Origin of the sequence: Chryseobacterium elymi, assembly GCF_003385495.1 — a bacterium.
In the GTDB taxonomy this organism is placed as follows: domain Bacteria; phylum Bacteroidota; class Bacteroidia; order Flavobacteriales; family Weeksellaceae; genus Chryseobacterium; species Chryseobacterium elymi.
The window spans coordinates 217296-237278 of record NZ_QNUH01000006.1; the positions used below are offsets into that span (position 1 = coordinate 217296).

General features: G+C 36.8%; 18 protein-coding genes. 14 read left to right on the forward strand and 4 right to left on the reverse strand.

Going from position 1 to position 19983, the window contains the following annotated elements; all coding sequences use genetic code 11:
- Positions 1–6 precede the first annotated feature (6 nt).
- Together DRF60_RS09230 and DRF60_RS09235 are read left to right on the forward strand one after the other, a co-directional pair.
- Entirely contained in the window at positions 7–492 is a 486-nt protein-coding gene (locus tag DRF60_RS09230; RefSeq protein WP_116011806.1) for a BlaI/MecI/CopY family transcriptional regulator, read from the forward strand.
- A gap of 9 nt (positions 493–501) precedes the next feature.
- Entirely contained in the window at positions 502–2292 is a 1791-nt protein-coding gene (locus DRF60_RS09235) for a DUF4153 domain-containing protein (protein ID WP_116011807.1), read from the forward strand.
- A 226-nt stretch (positions 2293–2518) separates the two neighbouring features.
- Here DRF60_RS09235 and DRF60_RS09240 read toward each other — a convergent pair whose 3' ends face one another.
- Entirely contained in the window at positions 2519–2887 is a 369-nt protein-coding gene (locus DRF60_RS09240; RefSeq protein ID WP_116011808.1) for an RNA recognition motif domain-containing protein, read from the reverse strand.
- 310 nt (positions 2888–3197) lie between these two features.
- Here DRF60_RS09240 and DRF60_RS09245 point away from each other — a divergent pair, with 310 nt between their 5' ends.
- The 11 genes from DRF60_RS09245 (at position 3198) to DRF60_RS09295 (ending at position 14935) form a co-directional block, all read left to right on the forward strand.
- On the forward strand, positions 3198–3401 hold the full coding sequence (locus DRF60_RS09245; protein ID WP_116011809.1) for a helix-turn-helix domain-containing protein: 204 nt from the start codon (positions 3198–3200) through the stop codon (positions 3399–3401).
- Between the two features lie 47 nt (positions 3402–3448).
- Positions 3449–3859, forward strand: coding sequence for a DUF6157 family protein (locus DRF60_RS09250; RefSeq protein WP_116011810.1), 411 nt, complete (start codon positions 3449–3451; stop codon positions 3857–3859).
- Positions 3860–3954: 95 nt separating this feature from the next.
- Positions 3955–4347 carry an acyl-CoA thioesterase gene (locus DRF60_RS09255; RefSeq protein WP_116011811.1) on the forward strand — a complete coding sequence of 131 codons (393 nt, stop codon included), beginning with the start codon at positions 3955–3957 and terminating at the stop codon, positions 4345–4347.
- On the forward strand, positions 4344–4904 hold the full coding sequence (locus DRF60_RS09260) for a helix-turn-helix domain-containing protein (protein WP_116011812.1): 561 nt from the start codon (positions 4344–4346) through the stop codon (positions 4902–4904). The genes DRF60_RS09255 and DRF60_RS09260 overlap by 4 nt, the downstream gene beginning before the upstream one ends.
- Positions 4905–5103: 199 nt before the next feature.
- Complete coding sequence (locus DRF60_RS09265) at positions 5104–7962, forward strand: heavy metal translocating P-type ATPase (protein WP_116011813.1); 2859 nt, start codon at positions 5104–5106, stop codon at positions 7960–7962.
- Between the two features lie 4 nt (positions 7963–7966).
- Complete coding sequence (locus DRF60_RS09270) at positions 7967–8695, forward strand: DUF72 domain-containing protein (protein ID WP_116011814.1); 729 nt, start codon at positions 7967–7969, stop codon at positions 8693–8695.
- Positions 8696–9089: 394 nt separating this feature from the next.
- Positions 9090–9956 (forward strand): polysaccharide deacetylase family protein, encoded by an 867-nt coding sequence (locus tag DRF60_RS09275; protein WP_116011815.1) that lies wholly within the window; start codon positions 9090–9092, stop codon positions 9954–9956.
- A gap of 108 nt (positions 9957–10064) precedes the next feature.
- A complete protein-coding gene (locus DRF60_RS09280) occupies positions 10065–10724 on the forward strand; it encodes a YggS family pyridoxal phosphate-dependent enzyme (RefSeq protein WP_116011816.1) in 660 nt (219 codons plus the stop codon).
- A 56-nt stretch (positions 10725–10780) separates the two neighbouring features.
- Positions 10781–11965, forward strand: a complete 1185-nt coding sequence (locus tag DRF60_RS09285) for a sigma-54-dependent transcriptional regulator (RefSeq protein ID WP_116011817.1) — start codon at positions 10781–10783, stop codon at positions 11963–11965.
- 103 nt (positions 11966–12068) lie between these two features.
- Entirely contained in the window at positions 12069–13430 is a 1362-nt protein-coding gene (locus DRF60_RS09290; protein ID WP_116011818.1) for an MATE family efflux transporter, read from the forward strand.
- A gap of 491 nt (positions 13431–13921) precedes the next feature.
- Complete coding sequence (locus DRF60_RS09295) at positions 13922–14935, forward strand: terpene synthase family protein (protein ID WP_116011819.1); 1014 nt, start codon at positions 13922–13924, stop codon at positions 14933–14935.
- A 393-nt stretch (positions 14936–15328) separates the two neighbouring features.
- On the opposite strand, the gene DRF60_RS09300 is transcribed toward DRF60_RS09295, so the two are convergent.
- Both DRF60_RS09300 and DRF60_RS09305 read right to left on the reverse strand, forming a co-directional pair.
- Positions 15329–15832 carry a GNAT family N-acetyltransferase gene (locus DRF60_RS09300; protein WP_167443721.1) on the reverse strand — a complete coding sequence of 168 codons (504 nt, stop codon included), beginning with the start codon at positions 15830–15832 and terminating at the stop codon, positions 15329–15331.
- 251 nt (positions 15833–16083) lie between these two features.
- Complete coding sequence (locus DRF60_RS09305; RefSeq protein WP_116011820.1) at positions 16084–16650, reverse strand: Crp/Fnr family transcriptional regulator; 567 nt, start codon at positions 16648–16650, stop codon at positions 16084–16086.
- A 77-nt stretch (positions 16651–16727) separates the two neighbouring features.
- On the opposite strand from DRF60_RS09305, the gene DRF60_RS09310 reads away from it, so the two are divergent.
- Positions 16728–17417 (forward strand): HAD family hydrolase, encoded by a 690-nt coding sequence (locus DRF60_RS09310; protein WP_116011821.1) that lies wholly within the window; start codon positions 16728–16730, stop codon positions 17415–17417.
- A gap of 43 nt (positions 17418–17460) precedes the next feature.
- On the opposite strand, the gene DRF60_RS09315 is transcribed toward DRF60_RS09310, so the two are convergent.
- On the reverse strand, positions 17461–19863 hold the full coding sequence (locus DRF60_RS09315) for an alpha/beta hydrolase family protein (RefSeq protein WP_116011822.1): 2403 nt from the start codon (positions 19861–19863) through the stop codon (positions 17461–17463).
- Between the last annotated feature and the right edge of the window lie 120 nt (positions 19864–19983).

Here is a 19983-nt window from a genome sequence, read left to right on the forward strand (position 1 = left end):
CATTCTATGAAAATAAATCATCTTACCGGTGCTGAGGAGAATTTTATGAAGCTGTTTTGGAAGCTTGAATCTTTTTATCTTAAAGACATTATGGAGCAGCATCCTGAACCGAAGCCGCACCAGAATACCGTTTCTACCTACCTGAAAATACTGGTGGAAAAAGGTTATATCACGACTCAAAAAGAAGGAAGAATCTTTAAATATACTGTAGTTGTTCCTATGGAAGAATATCGTAAATTCCTTCTTAAAGAGCTTGCTCATAATTTTTTCAATGATTCCGGAAAGGAGATGCTGGAGTTTTTGTTCAATGAAAAATTAATATCGCAGGATGATCTGAAAAATTATTTTGATCTTAAAATTGAAATTATTCCTGCCAAATTTGAAGAACCGAAATTTGAGTATGCCGAAGAGATTTTAAATCCTAAGAAAATTAAAAAGAGTAAAGTAAAAGATAAGGATAAAGACAAGAAGAAAAAAAAGAAAAAAGACTAAACACAAAATATGGAAACGAAAATCCGGGAAATAACAGGAAAAGCACAGGATGTTTTATCGCGCTATCCAATGGTTTTATTAATGGGCCTCCTCTCTTCTGTGGGAGCTATCCGTATGTTGGACAGTAAATATGATCGCGAATCTTTCTTCATCCTTTCAAAATTTACTATTTGCTGCTGTCTCGGTATTTCTCTCATGTTTGCTTTAAAAATCCTTTCCCAACGGATCGGGAAAAGGCTCTTACTTGAAATATTGGGAACAGCTTTCCTTATCGGTTTTTTTTTCATTCTGCCTACAAAAAAGAGGGATTTCACCGAAGTTCATGGCTTTATCACAGCTATTACCCTTCTGCTTTCTCACTTATTGGTTTCCTTTGCTGCTTTTCTGGAAAAGAATAAAGAGCTTAATTTCTGGCAGTACAATAAAAATCTTTTCGTTAATATTTTCCTGACAGCCGTTTTTACAGGAGTACTTACAGGGGGCGTGGAACTGGCTATCCTTGCAGTTGACAAATTATTTGATTTTAATTTCAGTGATAACTTATATGCCGATACATTCTATGTTCTGGCCATTTTCGGGAGCAGTTTTATCTTTCTCCTTTTCAATGAAACCGGGCTAAGCTATCTTGAAAAAGACAGTACGTACCCGGTAATCTTAAAGTTTTTCACACAGTTTGTCTTGATTCCGCTGCTTTTCATTTATCTGGTCATCCTGTATGTTTATTCATTCAAAATAGTTATCAACTGGGAACTTCCGCGAGGATGGGTTTCTTATTTGGTCCTGGCTTATAGTATTATCGGTATCCTTGCTTTACTGCTTGTATATCCGCTTAAAGAAGAAAAGGCAAAATCCTGGGTCAAAGTATTTTCAAAACTGTTTTATTACACTATAATTCCTTTACTTGTTTTATTATTCACGGCCATATTTACAAGGATTCTGGAATACGGTTACACAGAACCCAGATACTTCGTCTTGCTTCTGGCGCTATGGTTGCTGAGTGTCGTTTCTTATTTTGTTTTGAATAAAAAAGCCAGCATAAAGTTCATTCCGATCAGCCTATTTATGTTTGGCGCTTTCTCATTGGTCTTTCCTTATTTAAATGCATTCAGTGTAGCCAAAAGAAGCCAGAAAAATCAATTAATAACCCTTCTGGATAAAAACAAACTTCTGGTCAACAACAAAATAGATTTTCAAAAGAAAATATCTGATACCCTGGTTGATGAAATTGCTAATAAATTTGAATTTCTGGCAGAAAGAAAACAAAAAGATTTTTTACTGAATCTGACTGCCGGAAAAACACACGATCTTTTAGCCGGGGATTTTGAGAACATGCATTCTTCGCTGATCAGCAGCACCCTTAGAAATGCTTTTACCCATATCAATAAGACTTCGGATGGGGCAGAATATGAAAGACTTGTCTTGGACTCGGAATCAAAAGTGACTAACATTCAAGGTTATCAGTATTTAATCAATTTTAATAGCTATAATCAGGAATCGAAAGATATTAATGGAGACACATTCGTGATAGACAGCCAAACCGGAGTTAATAATACAAAAACAGTAAAGGTAATTCTTAATTCAGAAGAGACGGTAGATTTCAGTCCGGCAATAGATAAGCTATTCGGAAACAATGCCAGCCATTCGGGAACCGTAAAAGTGAAAGAAATCTCTATGGAAAGCGATTTGGGAAAATACCATATCAAAATAGTTTTTCCAAGTATTTCAAGAGACAGCTCTCCTTACAGTACACAAAAGACTATATTCTATAATAATGCAGCATTGCTGATCAAAGAAAAATAGAGCTCATAAAGCGGCTTAATTGTCGCTTTGTTTATTTAGTATCCTTTCTGCTAAATACCATTCAATAATAGATATTTTGCAGAAATAATAAATCTCCCGAAAATAAGACAAGAAGAAAACAGATAAAATAATTATCCCTTCCTGGAATGAATTAGCAAAGGCCAATTACAATCAGGAAGGGATAATAATGCATAAAAAAAGCGGCTAAAAAGCCGCCTTATATTTTTTACCAACGATTTCCGCCGCCGTTACCACCACGGTTGTTACCACCGCCGTAGCCACCGCCACCATTTCCACGGTTGTTACCTCCGTAACCTCCGCCTCTGTTGTTGTCAAAGCTTCTTCTTGGCTTTTCCTCTCTTGGCTTAGCTTCAGATACGTTTAATTCTTTTCCGTTAAATTCTTTCTGATTAAGAGCTTCGATAGCTTGCTTTCCTTCTTCATCACCCATTTCTACAAAACCGAAACCTCTTGAACGGCCAGTTTCTCTGTCTGTAACGATTTTAGCTGATGATACATCACCAAATTCTGCGAATAGATCATGCAACTCATATTCTTTAGTTGCGTAATTGATGTTTGAAACAAAAATGTTCATTTTAAATAAAAATTAAAAATTAATAAAAATTTGGTATATAAAAGAAAAACAACATAAATTAATGAACAAATATTGATTCCAAATATAAACGTATGCAAGATACAATTAAAAATTTTAAATCAAAGTTTTTTTTAAAGTATCCATCACATTTTGAAGAATTCAAAGCTATTTTTTATCGAATAAAAACAAATATGTATTGTTTTTTACTAAAATTTTATTGAAATTTGAAAAAGTTAAAGTTAGTTAACATAATAAAAAACGATTCCATAAAAGTGGAAAATACAACCTTTTTAAAGATAAATTCAGCCCTATGCCTATTATAATAAACCTTGATGTGATGATGGCTAAGAGAAAAATGTCACTGAACGAGCTTTCAGAAAAAATAAATCTCACCTTATCCAATCTCTCCAACCTAAAAACCGGAAAGGCAAAAGCAATTCGCTTCAGTACGCTTGATGCCATATGTAAAGCTCTGGACTGTCAGCCCGGTGATATTTTAGAATTTAAAGAGTAAGCTGTTTAAATCACAAGTATTACTATATTAATATTAAATCTATTTCTATGAAACACACCACCAATTATATCAACACCTTTATTGAAGTTGCAGATGATTGCCCTGTTTCCCAGGCTGAAACACCGCCTGAAAAGAAAATAAAGACATTGGCAGAGCTTCAGTATGAGCAAATCATAAAAAATCCTTACCGCTATACTTCTGATGATATCATATTTGAATGTTATGCGCTGAAAAATAACATTCCGGAAAGCGAAAAAGAGCAGGCAAGGATGCAGTTTTTCTCCAAAGGACAACCCTGCCTACGGTGTTCTCCGCTGTCCAAACGTTATGGATTTGGAAGTCATCATAATGAAGAAGGAAAAGTAGCCCTATTTCCTGTTGAGAGCAATGAATATCAAAAATTTTTAAATGATCCTGCCGTAGAAAAAGTAAAAGCAATGCGTTCCAAGAAAATATGATTGAGAAAATGAATTATTTACTTCAGATCAGTAAATACTGTTTCTTTGATAAAACCAGTTTTTAATACTAAATTTGTGGAACAAATAATCAAAACATGAACTATCATACCAGAAAATGGGTAAAGCCGGAAGATCTGAATCCCAATCATTCTCTTTTCGGAGGAAGACTTTTACAGTGGATAGATGAAGAAGCAGCGCTTTACGCAATTATTCAGCTGGAAAATACAAAAGTGGTTACAAAATTTATTTCGGAAATTAATTTTGTGAGCTCTGCAAAACAGGGAGATATTATAGAAATTGGGATTGAAGCTACACACTTCGGATCTTCATCCGTCACCTTAAAATGTGATGTAAGAAACAAAATGACCCACCAGACCATTATTACTGTAGAAAAAATCGTAATGGTCAACCTGGACAGTGAAGGAAATCCGGCTCCGCACGGAAAAACACAGATCGAGTTCGTAAAAGACAGACTGAGCAAGCCATGAAAATTTTCATTAAAAACATGGTCTGCAACCGCTGTATTGCTGCAGTAGAAAAAATATTCTGCGACGCTGATATATCAGTAAGCTCTGTGATGTTGGGAGAAGTTGATACTGCAATTGATATTCCAGCCGAGAAAATGCTGGTGATAGAAAAAAGCCTGCTGGATACAGGTTTTGAAAGAATCAAGGATTCTGTACAACAGCTTGTTGATAAAATCAAAAATATCATTATCATCAAGATCAGTGAGCTGGATATTGATGAGAATTTTCTTCTTTCTGAGTTTTTAAGCTCAAAAATCCCCAAAGATTACAGCTCACTTTCTAAAACCTTTTCGCAGAACGAAAACATTACCCTTGAACAGTTCTTTATCCTTCATAAAATTGAAAAAGTAAAAGAACTGCTTCTTTATAATGAATTTACCCTCACGGAAATCGCCGGAAAACTTGGCTATAAAAGTGTTCAGCATCTTTCCTCTCAATTCAGGAATACCACAGGCTTTACTCCTACAGAATTTAAGAAGCTGAAGGATCATCAAAGGAAGACTCTGGACAGTTTCTGAGTTTGAGTGAGAGAGAGTTCTAGAGTAAAGGTGCTTTAAAATACTCAATAATTACGGTATTAAGCTCCCCCACTCTAAGACACTCAAACCCTCCGATTCGCCCATCCACACCGCAGGCAAAATTCTATAACTATTATCCTTAAATTTATAACAGCCTTACCCATTCATTTTGGAAATTTGTAATATAAATTCAAGGATCATGAACAGACAATATAATATACTCGGAATGACGTGCTCCGGCTGTCAGAAAAAAATTTCTGAAAAGCTCAACGCTGTTGAGGGAGTTACCGCCGATGTAAATCTGGAGAATAATACGGCTACCATAACTTCTGATAAGGAAATTGAACTATCGGTTTTAAATAATGCTTTAGGAGATAAATACAGACTGGAAGACCCTAAGAAACCCGAAACTACATTTGTGAAAGCTCAGGACAAGGTTTCTCTGTCTTCAGTGTATTATTGCCCAATGGAATGCGAGGGTGACAAAGTGTATTTTAAGCAAGGTGAAAGATGCCCGGTTTGTAATATGTATCTGGTTCCCATCGAGGAAAAACATGCTAAAGATCCAAATCATAAACCCACTTACTCTTCTTCAAATCTACCAGCCAATTTTAAAGACAGCATGGGAAAATACTATTGCCCAATGTTCTGTGAAGGGGATAAAGTATATGACGAAAAAGGCGACTGCCCGGTTTGCCATATGCATCTGGAAGAAATCACAGAAGATCTTGCGAAAAATGCAACCTCACAAGGACATCAGCATGTTCATTCCCACCATCACGATCACAGCCATCATCATGAAGCTCCCAAAGTGACAGATGATATGGCCGGAAAGTATTACTGTCCGATGTATTGTGAAGGTGATAAAACTTATGATTCTAACGTAGGTTGCCCTGTCTGCGGAATGGATTTGGTAAAATATCCGGAAAAGAAAACTGCAAAATACACCTGTCCCATGCATCCGGAGATCATTCGTGATGAACCTGGAGACTGCCCGATATGCGGAATGGATCTGGTAAGAATGCCAGACAGCGGAGAAGATGAAGAGGATGAAACCTACAATATCCTGAAAAGGAAATTCATAATTTCTCTTGCCTTCACTATTCCGGTTTTTATTCTTTCCATGGGTGGAATGTTCATCAATTTTCCTTTTTCCCATACAGTACAGGGATTTATAGAACTTGCCTTGACGCTTCCTGTGATGTTTTATTCAGGATGGTTCCTGCTGAAAAGAGGCTGGGTTTCGTTTAAAACGTGGAATTTAAATATGTTCAGCCTGATTGCTTTAGGGGTTGCAGCAGCTTTTATTTTTAGCATTGCTGCATTGTTCTTCCCTGATATCATTCCTCATGAAATCAGAGGTCATAATCATGAAATTCCACTGTATTTCGAGGCGGTCTGTGTCATCCTAACGTTGGTGATTTTAGGACAGCTGATGGAAGCCGCTGCTCATAAAAAAACAGGAAATGCCATCAAGGAACTGATGAATCTTTCTCCCGATGAAGCCAATCTCATCATCAACGGAGAAGAAAAAAGAGTATTGCTTTCCCATGTAAAAATCGGAGATTTACTGAAGGTAAAACCGGGTGAAAAAATCCCTGTTGACGGTAAAATCACAGAAGGAAGCTCTTTGGTCGATGAAAGTATGATTACCGGAGAACCTGTACCTGTAGAGAAAAATATCGATGATAAAGTTTCTTCAGGAACGATCAACGGAAACAAAGTATTCATTATGAAAGCCGAAAAAGTAGGTGATGAAACCCTTCTTTCCCAGATCATTAAAATGGTAAATGAAGCCAGCCGTAGCAGGGCCCCGATACAAAAACTGACCGATAAAGTTTCCAAAGTCTTTGTTCCTGTTGTGATTCTGATTGCTGTTCTTACTTTTGTTTTATGGCAGTTTTTCGGACCGGAAGGGAAAAGAAGCTTATTTGCTTTTGTGAATGCGGTTGCAGTCCTAATTGTAGCATGTCCATGTGCCCTTGGACTGGCTACTCCAATGTCCTTAATGGTTGGAATCGGGAAAGGAGCTAAAAGTGGCATTCTGATTAAAAATGCAGAGGCACTGGAACAGATGCATAAGGTCAATGTTCTGATCACAGACAAAACAGGAACTCTAACAGAAGGAAAGCCATCTGTAGAACATATTGAAACTACAGGAAACGGAAATAAAAATGAGATCCTGAAACTTGCTTTTTCTCTAAACCAAAACTCAGAACATCCCTTATCCAATGCCGTGATCAAAAGAGCAAAAGAAGAAAATTTAACGGCTGAAAAAGTAGAGCATTTTGAAAATATTTCAGGAAAAGGAGTTCAAGGGAATATCAATGGAAAAACAGTTTATTTAGGGAATGAAAGCCTTCTGACCTCCGGCAGCCTCTCTATCCCTCAGGAATTAAAGCAAAAAGCTGTAGAAGTGCAGTCAAAGGCACACACCATCTCTTATATTGCTCAGGAAAAAACGGTATTAGGCTTCATCAGCTTTACCGATAAAATTAAAGAAACTTCCAAAAAAGCGGTTCAGCGTCTGATGAATGAAGGAATTGACGTGATCATGATGACCGGAGATAATGAACATACGGCTAAGGCGGTTGCTGACGAGTTAGGAATCAAACATTATAAAGCAGGCTGTCTTCCGGAAGACAAGCTGAATGAGGTGAAAAAACTTCAGCAACAAGGAAAGATCGTAGCCATGACCGGAGACGGCATCAATGACTCCCCTGCTCTGGCACAGTCTGATGTAGGGATTGCCATGGGAACAGGGACCGATGTTGCTATGGAAAGTGCAGAGATCACCCTATTGAAAGGTGATATTTTAGGCGTAGCAAAAGCCAAACTGCTAAGTGAAAAGCTTCTTAGGAATATTAAAGAAAATCTGTTTTTTGCATTCATCTATAATGTACTGGGAATTCCGGTAGCGGCAGGATTATTGTATCCTTTCTTTGGAATACTGCTGTCCCCTATGATTGCAGCCGCCGCCATGAGCGTCAGTTCACTCTCTGTTATTCTGAACTCATTACGGCTGAACTCTGTAGATCTGGATGCAGATATAAAATAAAGTCATGAAAAAAGGAAGTCTTTACATTGGATGTTCGGGATTTTATAATAACGACTGGAAAGGGTCGCTATACCCTGAGAACGCTCAAAGTAAAGACTTTCTTACCTTATATTCCCAGGGTTTCAATACAGTGGAGATCAATTCTACTTTTTACAGAAAACCAACCGCGAAAACCCTTTTAAAATGGCACGATGAAACTCCTGAAGAGTTTAAGTTCTTCATCAAAATTCCTAGAGCCATTTCCCATGAAAAGCGGTTGAAAGATTCTAAAGAAGATATTTCAGAATTCTGTACCCATATCCAGACTCATTTAAAAGAAAAGCTTTCCGGATTTCTGTATCAGTTTCCGCCTTCTTTTAAAAAATCAAAGGAAAACATCGCTCTGATCCTGACCAGTCTTGATTTTAATTACTTAAATGTTATAGAATTCCGTCACAATTCCTGGTGGACTGATGAAATTTTCAGTGTTTTAAAAGAAAATAATATTGTTTTTTCCGGCGTCAGCTTTCCGGGCGATCTTCCGGAAGAAATTATTGACAATTATCCTGAAGTCCTGTATTACAGGCTTCACGGAAAACCGGTCCTCTACAAATCGGAGTACAGCTTGGATTTCCTTGGTGAGCTGGCTGAAAAAATCAGTCATTCAGAAAAAAAAGTATTTGTGTTTTTCAATAACACATGGGGTACTGCTGCGATTAAAAATGCGCTCTATTTAAAGAAAATTTTAAAGTAAAAACTTTCAAAAATCTTGTTGTGATCTTTCATAAAATAAGCTTCGCCTGTACCTGTTAAATAAAGTATAATATTCTTATAAGTTTATGTCTTTGCTCTTTTACCTTTAAAAAACAAATTCAGGCCTTTTAATTGACCCAATTAAAATAATTCTCAAACTAAGGAAAAACACTTTAAAAGCAGAAAAAGACTATTGTTTTTACAATTATAAATGTTAAATTCAAAGGATAATAAAATAGAATCAATAAAATTTTTCATTTAACAGAATACTGCTTAAAATAAAGTCCTTAAAATAAAATTAAAAAGCATTGTTTTAGCAAAAACTGGCATATAATTTGTTAACATTTACACAGTATTTTTAACAAAATTTAACGATTTAAATTTCCATTATCTTTATGAAAAAAATTTTTGGGGAAAAGTCAAAAAACGTGGCTTTTCTGGGAATGACTGCATTGGTGAGTGCAGCTTCAATTATATTCAACGGCTGTAACAGCAAAACTGATGTGAAAGAGTTTGAAAAAACAGTCTCACTGGAACATCCCACCGTAAGAACGGTCCCCAAAACAGATGATGAGAGCGTAGAATCTGATAAAAGAATCATTTACCTTACTTTTGATGACGGTCCCAATCAGGGAACGGAAAACCTTCTTAAAATATTAAATAAAAGAAATGTATGTGCAACTGCTTTCCTGGTTGGAAAACATGCCTATGGCAGCAAAAGGCAAAAGGATGATATGGAGCTTTTAAAGAGTAATCCATTAATCGAACTAGCCAATCATAGCTTTAATCATGCTCATAATAAATATACAGACTTTTATAAGAACCCTGCAGCTGTAGTCCACGATTTTGATATAGCAAAAGACAGTCTTAAACTTTACGATAAAATAGCCAGAACTCCGGGAAGAAATATCTGGAGGCTTAACAATATTAACGTTACTGATATTAAAAGCTCCACCGAAGCTGCAAACGGCCTTAGAAAAGCAGGCTATAAAGTGATCGGCTGGGATCTTGAATGGAGACCTTCCCAAAAGATGACCCTAAAAGGAAGTCATGAAGCTATGATAAAAAAAGTGGACAGCATCTTTCTTAATGACCTGGAAAAAACATCAAGACACCTGGTTTTTCTTACACATGACCAATACCTCAGAGATGCCGATTCCATTAATGAGCTGGATATGTTTATAGAAAAACTTCAGAAAAGCAATAAATTTGTCTTCAGAAAGATTTCTCAGTATCCGAAAATTAATGATATTCTTAATTAATGTAACCAATGTATCATTCTAACAATGTAACAATTCGACTTGCAGCTAAAACCAACTATTTTATAGATTCATTAGTTTTTTGCTTTTAAAATTCAGAAATTTGCATTCATGGATATTAAAGAAAATTATAACGCAATAAAAAATCAGCTTCCTGCGGAAGTTCAGCTGGTTGCTGTTTCCAAAACACATCCTGCTGAAACTGTTCAGGAGGTCTATGATCTCGGACAGAAAGTCTTTGGTGAAAACAAGGTTCAGGAACTTATGGAGAAATACCCTCTCCTTCCAAAAGATATCCAATGGCACCTGATTGGGCATCTGCAGACCAATAAAGTAAAATATATTGCTCCTTTTATCGATACCATCCAAAGTGTGGATTCTGAAAAGCTTCTTATAGAGATCAGTAAGGAAGCCGGAAAAAACAACAGAACCATTAAAGTACTGCTTCAGGTGAAAATTGCAGCAGAGGAAACTAAATTCGGACTTGAGATTGCTGAAGCAAAAACATTATTCCAACAGTATATTGACGGAAAATTCCCCAACGTTGAAATAACCGGACTGATGGGAATGGCCACATTTACAGATGATAAAGAACAGGTGAAAAGAGAATTTTTAATTTTAAAAAGGCTTTTTGATGAATTAAATCAATTAAAAACCCTCGAAACTTTATCTATGGGAATGAGTGACGATTTCCCGGCTGCCATTGAATGTGGTGCCAATTCCGTAAGGGTTGGATCGGCTATTTTCGGCAGAAGAGATTACTCAAAATAGTATATTTAGGTATAGTTTTTGCTAATAATTGAATCAAAAAATCTAAATTTGCAACTATGCAAAAAATCCTTATTGTAGAAGACGAAAAAGCAATCTCGGGAGTATTACACAGTATTCTTTCTGATGAACTTACCGATTACGAATTTGTTATCGCTGAAGATGGCCTTGAAGGCTACAAACAGATAGAAAAAGAAGATTTCGCATTGGTGATCTCTGATATCAAGATGCCTAAACTTTCAGGAACAGAACTTTTAAAGCAAAGTATAATCCTAAAGCCTGAAAGCACATTTATCATGATCTCTGGCCACGCGGATATTGATTCTGCTGTTTCCTGTCTGAAGGAGGGTGCATATGACTTTATTTCCAAACCGATCGACATCAACAGGCTGATCACAAGTGTAAAAAATGCTTTAGCCAAAGAAAGTCTGAAAAAGGAAAATAAAAATCTTCAAACTGAAAATAAGACCTTAAAGAAAAAGGTTAACAAAAAATACCAGATGATCGGTGATTCTCCTGCTTTGAAAAAGATTCAGGATATGATCGAAAAGGTAGCTGCTTCTGATGCCCGGGTTTTGATTACAGGGCCAAACGGTGCAGGAAAAGAACTCGTAGCACATGCTATCCACAATCAAAGTGAGCGTGCAAGAGGTCCGATGATCGAAGTAAACTGTGCCGCTATTCCTTCTGAGCTTATTGAATCTGAGCTTTTCGGACATGTAAAAGGTTCTTTTACCGGTGCTATTAAAGACAAGCAGGGAAAATTCGAGCAGGCAACCGGCGGTACCATCTTCCTGGATGAGATTGGTGATATGAGCCTTATTGCTCAGGCTAAGGTTCTGAGAGCATTGCAGGAAAGTAAAGTTTCTCCTGTGGGAAGCGATAAGGAAATAAAAGTTGATGTAAGGGTAATTGCAGCAACGAATAAGAACATGCAGAAGGAAATTGAGGAAGGAAAATTCAGAGAAGACCTTTACCACAGGCTTTCTGTAATTGAAATTTATGTTCCACCGTTGGATGACAGAAAAGAGGATATCAAACTATTGGTAGATCATTTTTCCGGATTAATTGCCGATGAGCATGGTACTGCCGTGAAAAAGTTTGATGATAAGGCGATTGAAGCGCTTAAAGTGCTTTCATGGACAGGAAATATCAGAGAACTGAGAAATGTTGTGGAAAGATTAATTATTCTTGGCGGAAACACTGTTTCTGAGGAGGATGTTGCAAGTTTTGTAAGGAAATAATTTAATTGAGCATTAAATATATGATAACAATTTGCAGTAGCCTTACTGCAAATTTTTTTTGCCCTACTTTTAAATAATTAAACTATATGAATCATAAAATACTATGAACTTTTTAAATAAAAACTATACGAAAGAATGCCTTACCCTGGCTCTTCCTGTCATGCTTACGCAGGTTGGGCAGGTCTCGGTGAATCTGTTCGACAATATCATTGTCGGGAAACTTTTAGGTGCTGATGCACTGGCTTCCGTTTCATTGGGAAATGCCGTATTTTTTTCGGTGTTCGTACTGGCATTGGGATTTTCATTTGCCATACCACCTTTGGTTTCTGAGGCACACTCTAAGCAGGACCACGGAACTATTAATTCTGTTTTCAGCCACGGATTTGTAATCAATATGTCTGTGGGGATTATTTTAATGGCAGTTTTGCTTTTAGGAATGCCACTACTCTATCATTCCGGGCAGCCGGAGAAGATCATTCCGAATACAGTAGATTTTCTGGGTATTATGGCCATCAGCATGATTCCGTTCATGGCTTTTCAGACACTTCGTGAAGTTTCTGAAGGTCTTTCTTATACCATCGGTGTTACAAAAGCAACGATCATTGCTAACGTTATTAATATTGTCCTGAACTATGTTTTCATTAAAGGGCTCTGGATCTTTCCTGAAATGGGGGTAAAAGGATCAGCTTTAGCAACACTGATCTCCAGAATATTCATGGTGGTATTTCTTTATTTTGTATTGGTTAAAGAGAAAAAAACAAGAAGATATATTAAAGATTTCTCTTTAAAAATCCAGGTTTTTTCCAAAAGTATGTTTGACAGGATGGTGAAACTGGGTCTGCCTACCGCTTTACAGATGTTCTTTGAAGTGACAGCCTTCGCAGGTGCAGCATTTATCTGCGGGCTTATTTCAGCTCACGATATTGCCTCTCACCAAATTGCTTTAAGTATGGCTTCATTTACCTTCAACCTGTGTGTAGGATTCAGTGTAGCTTCAACGGTCATGATCGGAAGAAAGCTTGGTGAGCAGAGCTTTGTTGAACTAAGAAAAGTAGGGATCAACAATCTTAAAATAGCCTTTATTTTCATGTGTATCTGTGGGCTGGTCTTTATTCTGGGAAGGAATATATTACCTACTTTCTTTACTAAAAAAGAGGAAATTGAAGTGATAACCCTTGCCTCGAAATTAATGATCATTGCTGCTTTATTCCAGCTTTCGGACGGAATCCAGGTAACTGCTTTAGGAATGCTCAGAGGACTTCAGGATGTAAAGATCCCATCTATCTATACTTTTATCGCTTATTGGGTGATTACCATTCCTTTAGGGTACTTCTTATGTGTCACCTTAAAAATGGGTGCTTTCGGAATGTGGATCGCTCTGGGATTGGGACTTACCGTTTCAGCTGTTTTCCTCGTGAAGCGATTTTTAAATATGTCTGCGAAGAGAATAAAGCAAAATTCTTAAATAAATATAAATAAGAAAATCTGATAAAAAAGTTGCGCGAAGTCTTCGACTTCGCGCAACTTTTTTATCCAAGAATAAGAAAATATTGGAGAAATTATCAATATTAATTAACCTACAATCACATCATCTACGAAATTATATTTGATAAATATTGAATATTTTAAAATAAAATTTTATTACGAATAATAAATTCTTATTTTAGTATTCAAAACTAAACCAAAAAACATCACAATATGAATATGAAAATTTCAACACACTTGAGCTGCTTTACAAATAATTTCAATATCCTTTTCCAGCATTAAAAATCCCCAACCTAGTATTTTTTTCAATGAAGTACAATCGGTAATCAAAACGAGGTAACCAGACTGTATGCATGACAATATCTTAAGGTAATCCAGCATGAACATCTGAAAGAAGCCTGTCTTGAAGATTTACTTCTACATTGAGTATAAATACAATTTTTTTTTCATTTTAAACTAAAACCATATATTATGAATCAATTTAATGTGCCCAAGCCAGTATACCCTTGGGAAACCCTCTCAAGCCCCTTCGCTGGAATTTTCTATGAAGAAGAAACCAGTTGGTATGACCAGGATTATCAATTCTTATCAAAAGAGGCAATGACCCGTTACAGAAAAATGCGGTTAGTTGATGTAGGCCCCTTTATGGTACCTGCAGCTACCGAAAAGGACAGAATCCTCCATGCAACGCGTTTTGCTATTTATATGACAGTGACTGATGATTATGTTGAACTTTTGCCCGTAAAGGAAATTGCAGCAATCAGAGACCGTATTTTTGAGGTGATGATGGGAGATGATCCAAAACCGGGGGAAATAGGCATGTTCCGTCAAATGCAAACAAATAGAAAGGAATGGATTGCGCTTGGGATGCCAGACTTCTGGCTTGAGCGGATCGCTAAGAATTATAAATACCGTTTCGTCACTGATGGAATTATGGAAGAATCACCATATAAAATCAGTAAAGATATTCCTCCTATTCCTCTTTTTCATTTAATCCGTGCAAATTCCATAGGAATGATTCCATTTGTTGATTTAATTTGCCCTTCAACTGGTTTTGCTTTACCTGATTACATTTATAATCATACCGTTATACAGCGTATTATTATGCTACAGTCAATCATTGTTGCTCTTCAGAACGATTTTGCAACTATTGGCAAAGAGCTCGCCATAGAATCAGAGATTTTCAATATCATCAAATTATTACAGCATCACAATAAAATTTCTTTTGATGAAGCCTGCAAAGAAGGAATGAGGATTCATGATGAGCTTGTAAATGAATTTGTAACATTATCAAATCATCTACCGGATTTCAGTCCATATCAAAAGGAGACAGAGGAATTTATTTATTACATAAAACAAATGATCAGTGGGTTAAATAATTGGTACTATAAAAGCGGAACAGAACGATATGAACCTGGTGGATTTGCTGTGCCACCCAATGGAAAAGGTGAGACAATGGACAGAGTAGAAATTAAATATTTCTAGGACTGATAGTTAATATTTTACAAATTTAATCTTAACCAGAAGAATATAATTCAAAAGATCACATGCTATGTAGCCATTACCCTGGCCCGACTTTATCCATTCACATGCAGAGCAGATGGGAAAGGTACAGGATGGATAATGGCTACATTTTCCTGACAGAACAATAGCCTAAATATACAAAAAGAGACTGCATGCGTACTGCTAGTATGGGGCCTGGCTTAACGTTTCAGCAATTTTTTTATCCAAGAATAAGAACTCTACAAACTTAAATTATAATCCTCCATATAACTAAGCTTTGTCCCCCTTCCACAAATTCTTTAAAGCTTGTATTTTTCATCTGTATTTTCCTTTAGAAGTTAAAAGGGATTCACCCTACTCTGTACATAAAGAGATTTAACTCACCTTTTTCCCTAAAATCGTCAGGCTCCTTTCTATTCCATCCAAAATGGCCACATCAGGAAACATTCCCCAATCTTCAAATCCAAAATTCCTGAAAAGTTTCAGGCTAGCTTCATTATGTGAAAAGATAAATCCAAGAAGTGTTTTTATCCCTAAACTTGGAGCCTTATCAATACAGTATTCCATTACTTTTTTCCCAAAACCTTTTCCTCTACAGGATTCATCGAGGTAGATACTCATTTCAACGGTTCCATTGTATGCAGGCCTTCCATAAAATGAAGAAAAGCTCACCCAACCTACTGTTTCATGATTACTATTTTCAATGATCCAAAGCGGTCTTGTTTCAGGATTATGTTCATCAAACCATTTTTTCCTGCTTTCTACAGTAACGTTTTCAGTATCGGCAGTCACCATTCTTGACGGAATGGTAGAATTGTATATCTCAACAATTCTTTCTAAATCTTTCAGGTCAGCATTCCTGAACTTCAGGTCTTTCATTTTATAAATTCCGGTTTTATCTGTGCAAAAATACGGAGGATAATATTTTTATGAGCAGAAATTCAATCAATAATTGTAATTAATAGGAAGGATGAAAGATGGTTACTATTAGTCTTCCAGATAGCCTTGTCAAGGCTATTGCTCGATATTTTTACAGTAAAAAAGTAATCTAATTGTTCTCCTATGAAAACATACTGGTTGTCTTTTTACACTCAATAACTTCCCTCTCCTATTTTCTATCCTTAACTTGTTTACTTCCCTAAATTCTTCAATGTCCGGTTCAGACTTCTCACCGTAATTCCCAGGTAAGCAGCCATGTCCTCTTTTGAAATATCAATTTCTTCCTGTTTCTGCAATTCAAGAAGCTGGGACAAAGTATGTTCCGCTGCATACAATTGCTGATAGGAGGATCTTTTGGATGTATTGACTATACGTTCGGCAAATGCATCCAATAACAGATTATTCAATGAGAGGTCAGTTTTGATCAAAGATCTGAAATATGGTATAGTCACAGCATAAACAATGACATCCGTAACTGCTTCGATGCTGCAAAGGCAGGAAGTATTGCGGATTAGTTCTATTTCCCCTATGATCTCTCCTTTTCCCAGGAATTCAACAATATATTCTTTGTCGTTCTCTTCAACGAAAAAACATTTGGTAATTCCCTCTTTGATCAGCATTACTTTAGAGGGCATTTCGCTCTGCGTGAATATCCTATCGCCTTTGGAAAATGATCTTACTACGATATCTTCTTTGCGTTTCTGTTTTTCGTATAAATCTTCCAGATAATTTAAAAATAACTGATTGGTCCGTAACATATTTTATCCGAGACAAATGTCCTTTTCTGTTTAAATTTTTATATTGAATTTTGTCACGAGAAAAATACAAAAGTAAAATGAATAATCATATAACGACCATCGCTTTTGATGCAGATGATACACTTTGGATCAATGAACCTTATTTTCAGGAAACTGAAAAGGAATTCTGTGCACTACTTGAAGATTATCTGCCCCAGCATTCTGTTTCTCAGGAATTATTCAAAACTGAAATGAAGAATCTTCATCTCTACGGTTATGGTGTAAAAGGTTTTATGCTCTGTATGATAGAAACCGTCAGCAGAATTTCAGAAGGTACAGCATCCATGCAGCTGATTAACAGAACCATCGAGATAGGCCAGGAACTGCTGCAAAAACCAATAGAATTGCTAGATGGAGTCATAGAGACGTTAGATGCTTTAAAAGGAAAATACAGACTGGTAGTGGCCACAAAAGGCGACCTGCTGGATCAGGAGCGAAAGCTTAAAAATTCAGGGCTCCAGGAATACTTTCATCATATAGAAATTATGAGTGACAAGAAGGAAAGTGATTATCAGAAGCTGTTGAAACACCTGGACTGCAAGCCAGAGCAATTTCTAATGCTCGGAAATTCTATAAAATCGGACATTCTTCCAGTACTGGAGATCGGAGGCTTTGCGGCACACATTCCTTATCATGTAACATGGAGCTATGAACAGCATGAACATCACTTGGAACATAAAAACTTTATAGAACTGAAGAACATTGATGAAGTGCTGAAGTATTTATAAAAAAAGCCCGTTCATGGTTTAGAACGGGCTTTCTTTCAAATTATTATTTCTTCAAACACTTCTCCAGGAACTGATCCTGCTCCCATAAAAGGTGAAGAATATTTTCTTTAGCAGCATATCCGTGGGATTCTTTTGGAAGAAGAACCATTTTCACAGGAGCTCCCAGGTTTTTCAATGCCTGGAAATATCTTTCCGTCTGTAAAGTGAAGGTTCCCGGATTGTTATCCGCGTCACCGTGAATCAAAAGCAATGGCGTTTTCATTTTGTCTGCATTCATGAATGGCGACATCGTGTTGTAGATCTCCGGAACATCCCAGTAATTTCTCTGCTCACTCTGGAATCCAAACGGAGTCAGGGTTCTGTTATATGCCCCACTTCTGGCAATACCACAGGCATAATCTTTAGAATGGGTCAAAAGGTTGGCCGTCATAAAAGCACCATAGGAATGTCCTCCTACAGCCACTTTAGTTCTGTCAATATATCCCAACTGATCTACTGCATCTATAGCTGCTTTTCCATTCGCTACCAATTGCGGAATGAAGGTATCATTCGGTTCTGTTTTTCCCTCGCCGATAATTGGGAACGACGCATCATCCAAGACAGCATAGCCTTTGGTTGTCCAGTACACAAAAGATCCGTAATACGGGAATGTAAAATCATTCGGATTCTGCGTATTCTGTCCTGCTGTGTTTTTATCCTTATATTCTGTTGGATAAGCCCAGATCAGTAAAGGAAGTTTTTCTTTCTTAGCTTTTCTGTCGTAATTAGCAGGCAGATAAAGTGTTCCCGTTAAAGTAACACCGTCATTTCTTTTGTACGTAATTACCTCTTTATAAACATCTTTAATGCTTTCAAAAGGATTCACAAATTGAGTTACAGCTTCTGCCTTATTGGATTTAATATTTTTTTTGAAATAGTTCGGATACAGGCTTGGAGACTGTTGGGTCGTCAGTATTTCACCTTTTGAAGGATTCAGGATATCAATGATCTCTTCCTTGCCGTTCTTAACGTTAGACGTATACAGTCTTTTCTTTTTAAGTGACTTTACATCCATTTCATCGATGAAAGGATGCTGTCCGTCTTTAGTAAATCCGTCTCCTATCAGGTAAGTCTTTCCTCCTTTCATATCAATTACATATCTTCCGTACTGATTTTTCGTGGTATTGAAATTCCCCGGATCACTGTAAACATCCTGGTAATTTCTGTCATCAATTACTTTCGATTCGCCGTTATTAAGATCCACAAGGAAAGATTTGGTATTTCTTGTATCATACCAGCCTTCAGAAACTACGGCATAATGGTCATTGGTCCAGCTTACGCCTTCATATCTCTGCTTTGTTTTAAAGAATGATTTTGGGGCAGCAGTAAATGGTGCTTCCCATGTAAAGATCTCATCTCTGTACTCTACGGATTTAGACTGGTCACCTCCATCCAGCGCTTCAGCGAATATTAATGTTGCGGGTGCATCACTTCTCCAGCCCATGCTTCTTTTTCCTGTTCTTACCGATGAAAATCCTTTTGGCATTATTTCATTCAGAGGAACATCGTTTACCATTTTCACTGCATTTCCTTTCATATCGTAAACTGTAGCTGTCTGCGGAAACCTGTTTAAAGGAACGATATATGAGAATGGTTTCTTGATCACCGTAGCCATCAAATAATTTCCGTCCGGGGAAAAACTTAAACCGGAATACATATCCTGATCTTTTACTTTTTTAAGGTTTCCGTTCAGGTCTACATTATAAATTTCAGAAGCGGTAAGAACCTCAAAGTTTTTTTCATCCTGAGGATTTTTCAGAAGATCCTGATAGGTTCTGTTTTGCGAAACCTTACCATCAGCCGTAGAAACGATGGGTCCGGTTGGAAGATCTTTGCTGGCATCTATCAGAGCAGGTCTGTTTTGGGGAAGTGTTCTGATCAGAAGACTTTTGGAATCATTGTACCATGTATAGGGTGTTCCTAAATTAGCATTCAGATTATCCCCGGTAATTTTTTTTGCAGAAGCAGTTTCCATATCTACAGTCCAAAGTTCTACTCCTTTCGTAGTTGTATTGGTAAATGCCAGTTTTTTTTCGTCCGGTGAAAATGAAATATATGTGATTTTGGCATTGGCAGGCAGGTTTTTCACCTGAACCTCATTTTTATCATTAATCTTTCTGATTTTCAGATTATTGGAGTACGTAACACTGCTTGAAATATTAGTAACCGGATTGATTCTTAAGCCGGCAAGTTTCATTTCCTGCTGGTTAAGGTCTTCCAGTGTTTTATAAGTCGGACGGTAAGTGAAAACCACCCAATCTTTTTTGCTGTTCATCAGAACGCTTGGCGGCCTTTCATAATCTGCAAGCTTTAGAATTTCAGCAGATGGTTTTTGATAAGTAATATTTTCCTGTGCATCATAGAAATTGAGAAATGCCAGAAGGCAAATGGTCAGTTTTATCTTCATATAAATTCGTTTTCCACGAATTTAGTGATTTTTAAGATATAACTAAAATTGCTTTATAGTTAAACACATTATAAGATTAACCAAACAATTCCATGACATTGACATCAAATTAAAATTATC

Coding starts and splice junctions, on each gene's coding strand:
- DRF60_RS09235 (WP_116011807.1), top strand. CDS start 502: ATGGAAACGAAAATCCGGGAAATAACAGGAAAAGCACAGGATGTTTTA.
- DRF60_RS09265 (WP_116011813.1), top strand. CDS start 5,104: ATGAACAGACAATATAATATACTCGGAATGACGTGCTCCGGCTGTCAG.
- DRF60_RS09300 (WP_167443721.1), bottom strand. CDS start 15,832: ATGAAAGACCTGAAGTTCAGGAATGCTGACCTGAAAGATTTAGAAAGA.
- DRF60_RS09255 (WP_116011811.1), top strand. CDS start 3,955: ATGAACTATCATACCAGAAAATGGGTAAAGCCGGAAGATCTGAATCCC.
- DRF60_RS09275 (WP_116011815.1), top strand. CDS start 9,090: ATGAAAAAAATTTTTGGGGAAAAGTCAAAAAACGTGGCTTTTCTGGGA.
- DRF60_RS09230 (WP_116011806.1), top strand. CDS start 7: ATGAAAATAAATCATCTTACCGGTGCTGAGGAGAATTTTATGAAGCTG.
- DRF60_RS09250 (WP_116011810.1), top strand. CDS start 3,449: ATGAAACACACCACCAATTATATCAACACCTTTATTGAAGTTGCAGAT.
- DRF60_RS09285 (WP_116011817.1), top strand. CDS start 10,781: ATGCAAAAAATCCTTATTGTAGAAGACGAAAAAGCAATCTCGGGAGTA.
- DRF60_RS09310 (WP_116011821.1), top strand. CDS start 16,728: ATGAATAATCATATAACGACCATCGCTTTTGATGCAGATGATACACTT.
- DRF60_RS09245 (WP_116011809.1), top strand. CDS start 3,198: ATGCCTATTATAATAAACCTTGATGTGATGATGGCTAAGAGAAAAATG.
- DRF60_RS09290 (WP_116011818.1), top strand. CDS start 12,069: ATGAACTTTTTAAATAAAAACTATACGAAAGAATGCCTTACCCTGGCT.
- DRF60_RS09295 (WP_116011819.1), top strand. CDS start 13,922: ATGAATCAATTTAATGTGCCCAAGCCAGTATACCCTTGGGAAACCCTC.
- DRF60_RS09315 (WP_116011822.1), bottom strand. CDS start 19,863: ATGAAGATAAAACTGACCATTTGCCTTCTGGCATTTCTCAATTTCTAT.
- DRF60_RS09305 (WP_116011820.1), bottom strand. CDS start 16,650: ATGTTACGGACCAATCAGTTATTTTTAAATTATCTGGAAGATTTATAC.
- DRF60_RS09260 (WP_116011812.1), top strand. CDS start 4,344: ATGAAAATTTTCATTAAAAACATGGTCTGCAACCGCTGTATTGCTGCA.
- DRF60_RS09240 (WP_116011808.1), bottom strand. CDS start 2,887: ATGAACATTTTTGTTTCAAACATCAATTACGCAACTAAAGAATATGAG.
- DRF60_RS09280 (WP_116011816.1), top strand. CDS start 10,065: ATGGATATTAAAGAAAATTATAACGCAATAAAAAATCAGCTTCCTGCG.
- DRF60_RS09270 (WP_116011814.1), top strand. CDS start 7,967: ATGAAAAAAGGAAGTCTTTACATTGGATGTTCGGGATTTTATAATAAC.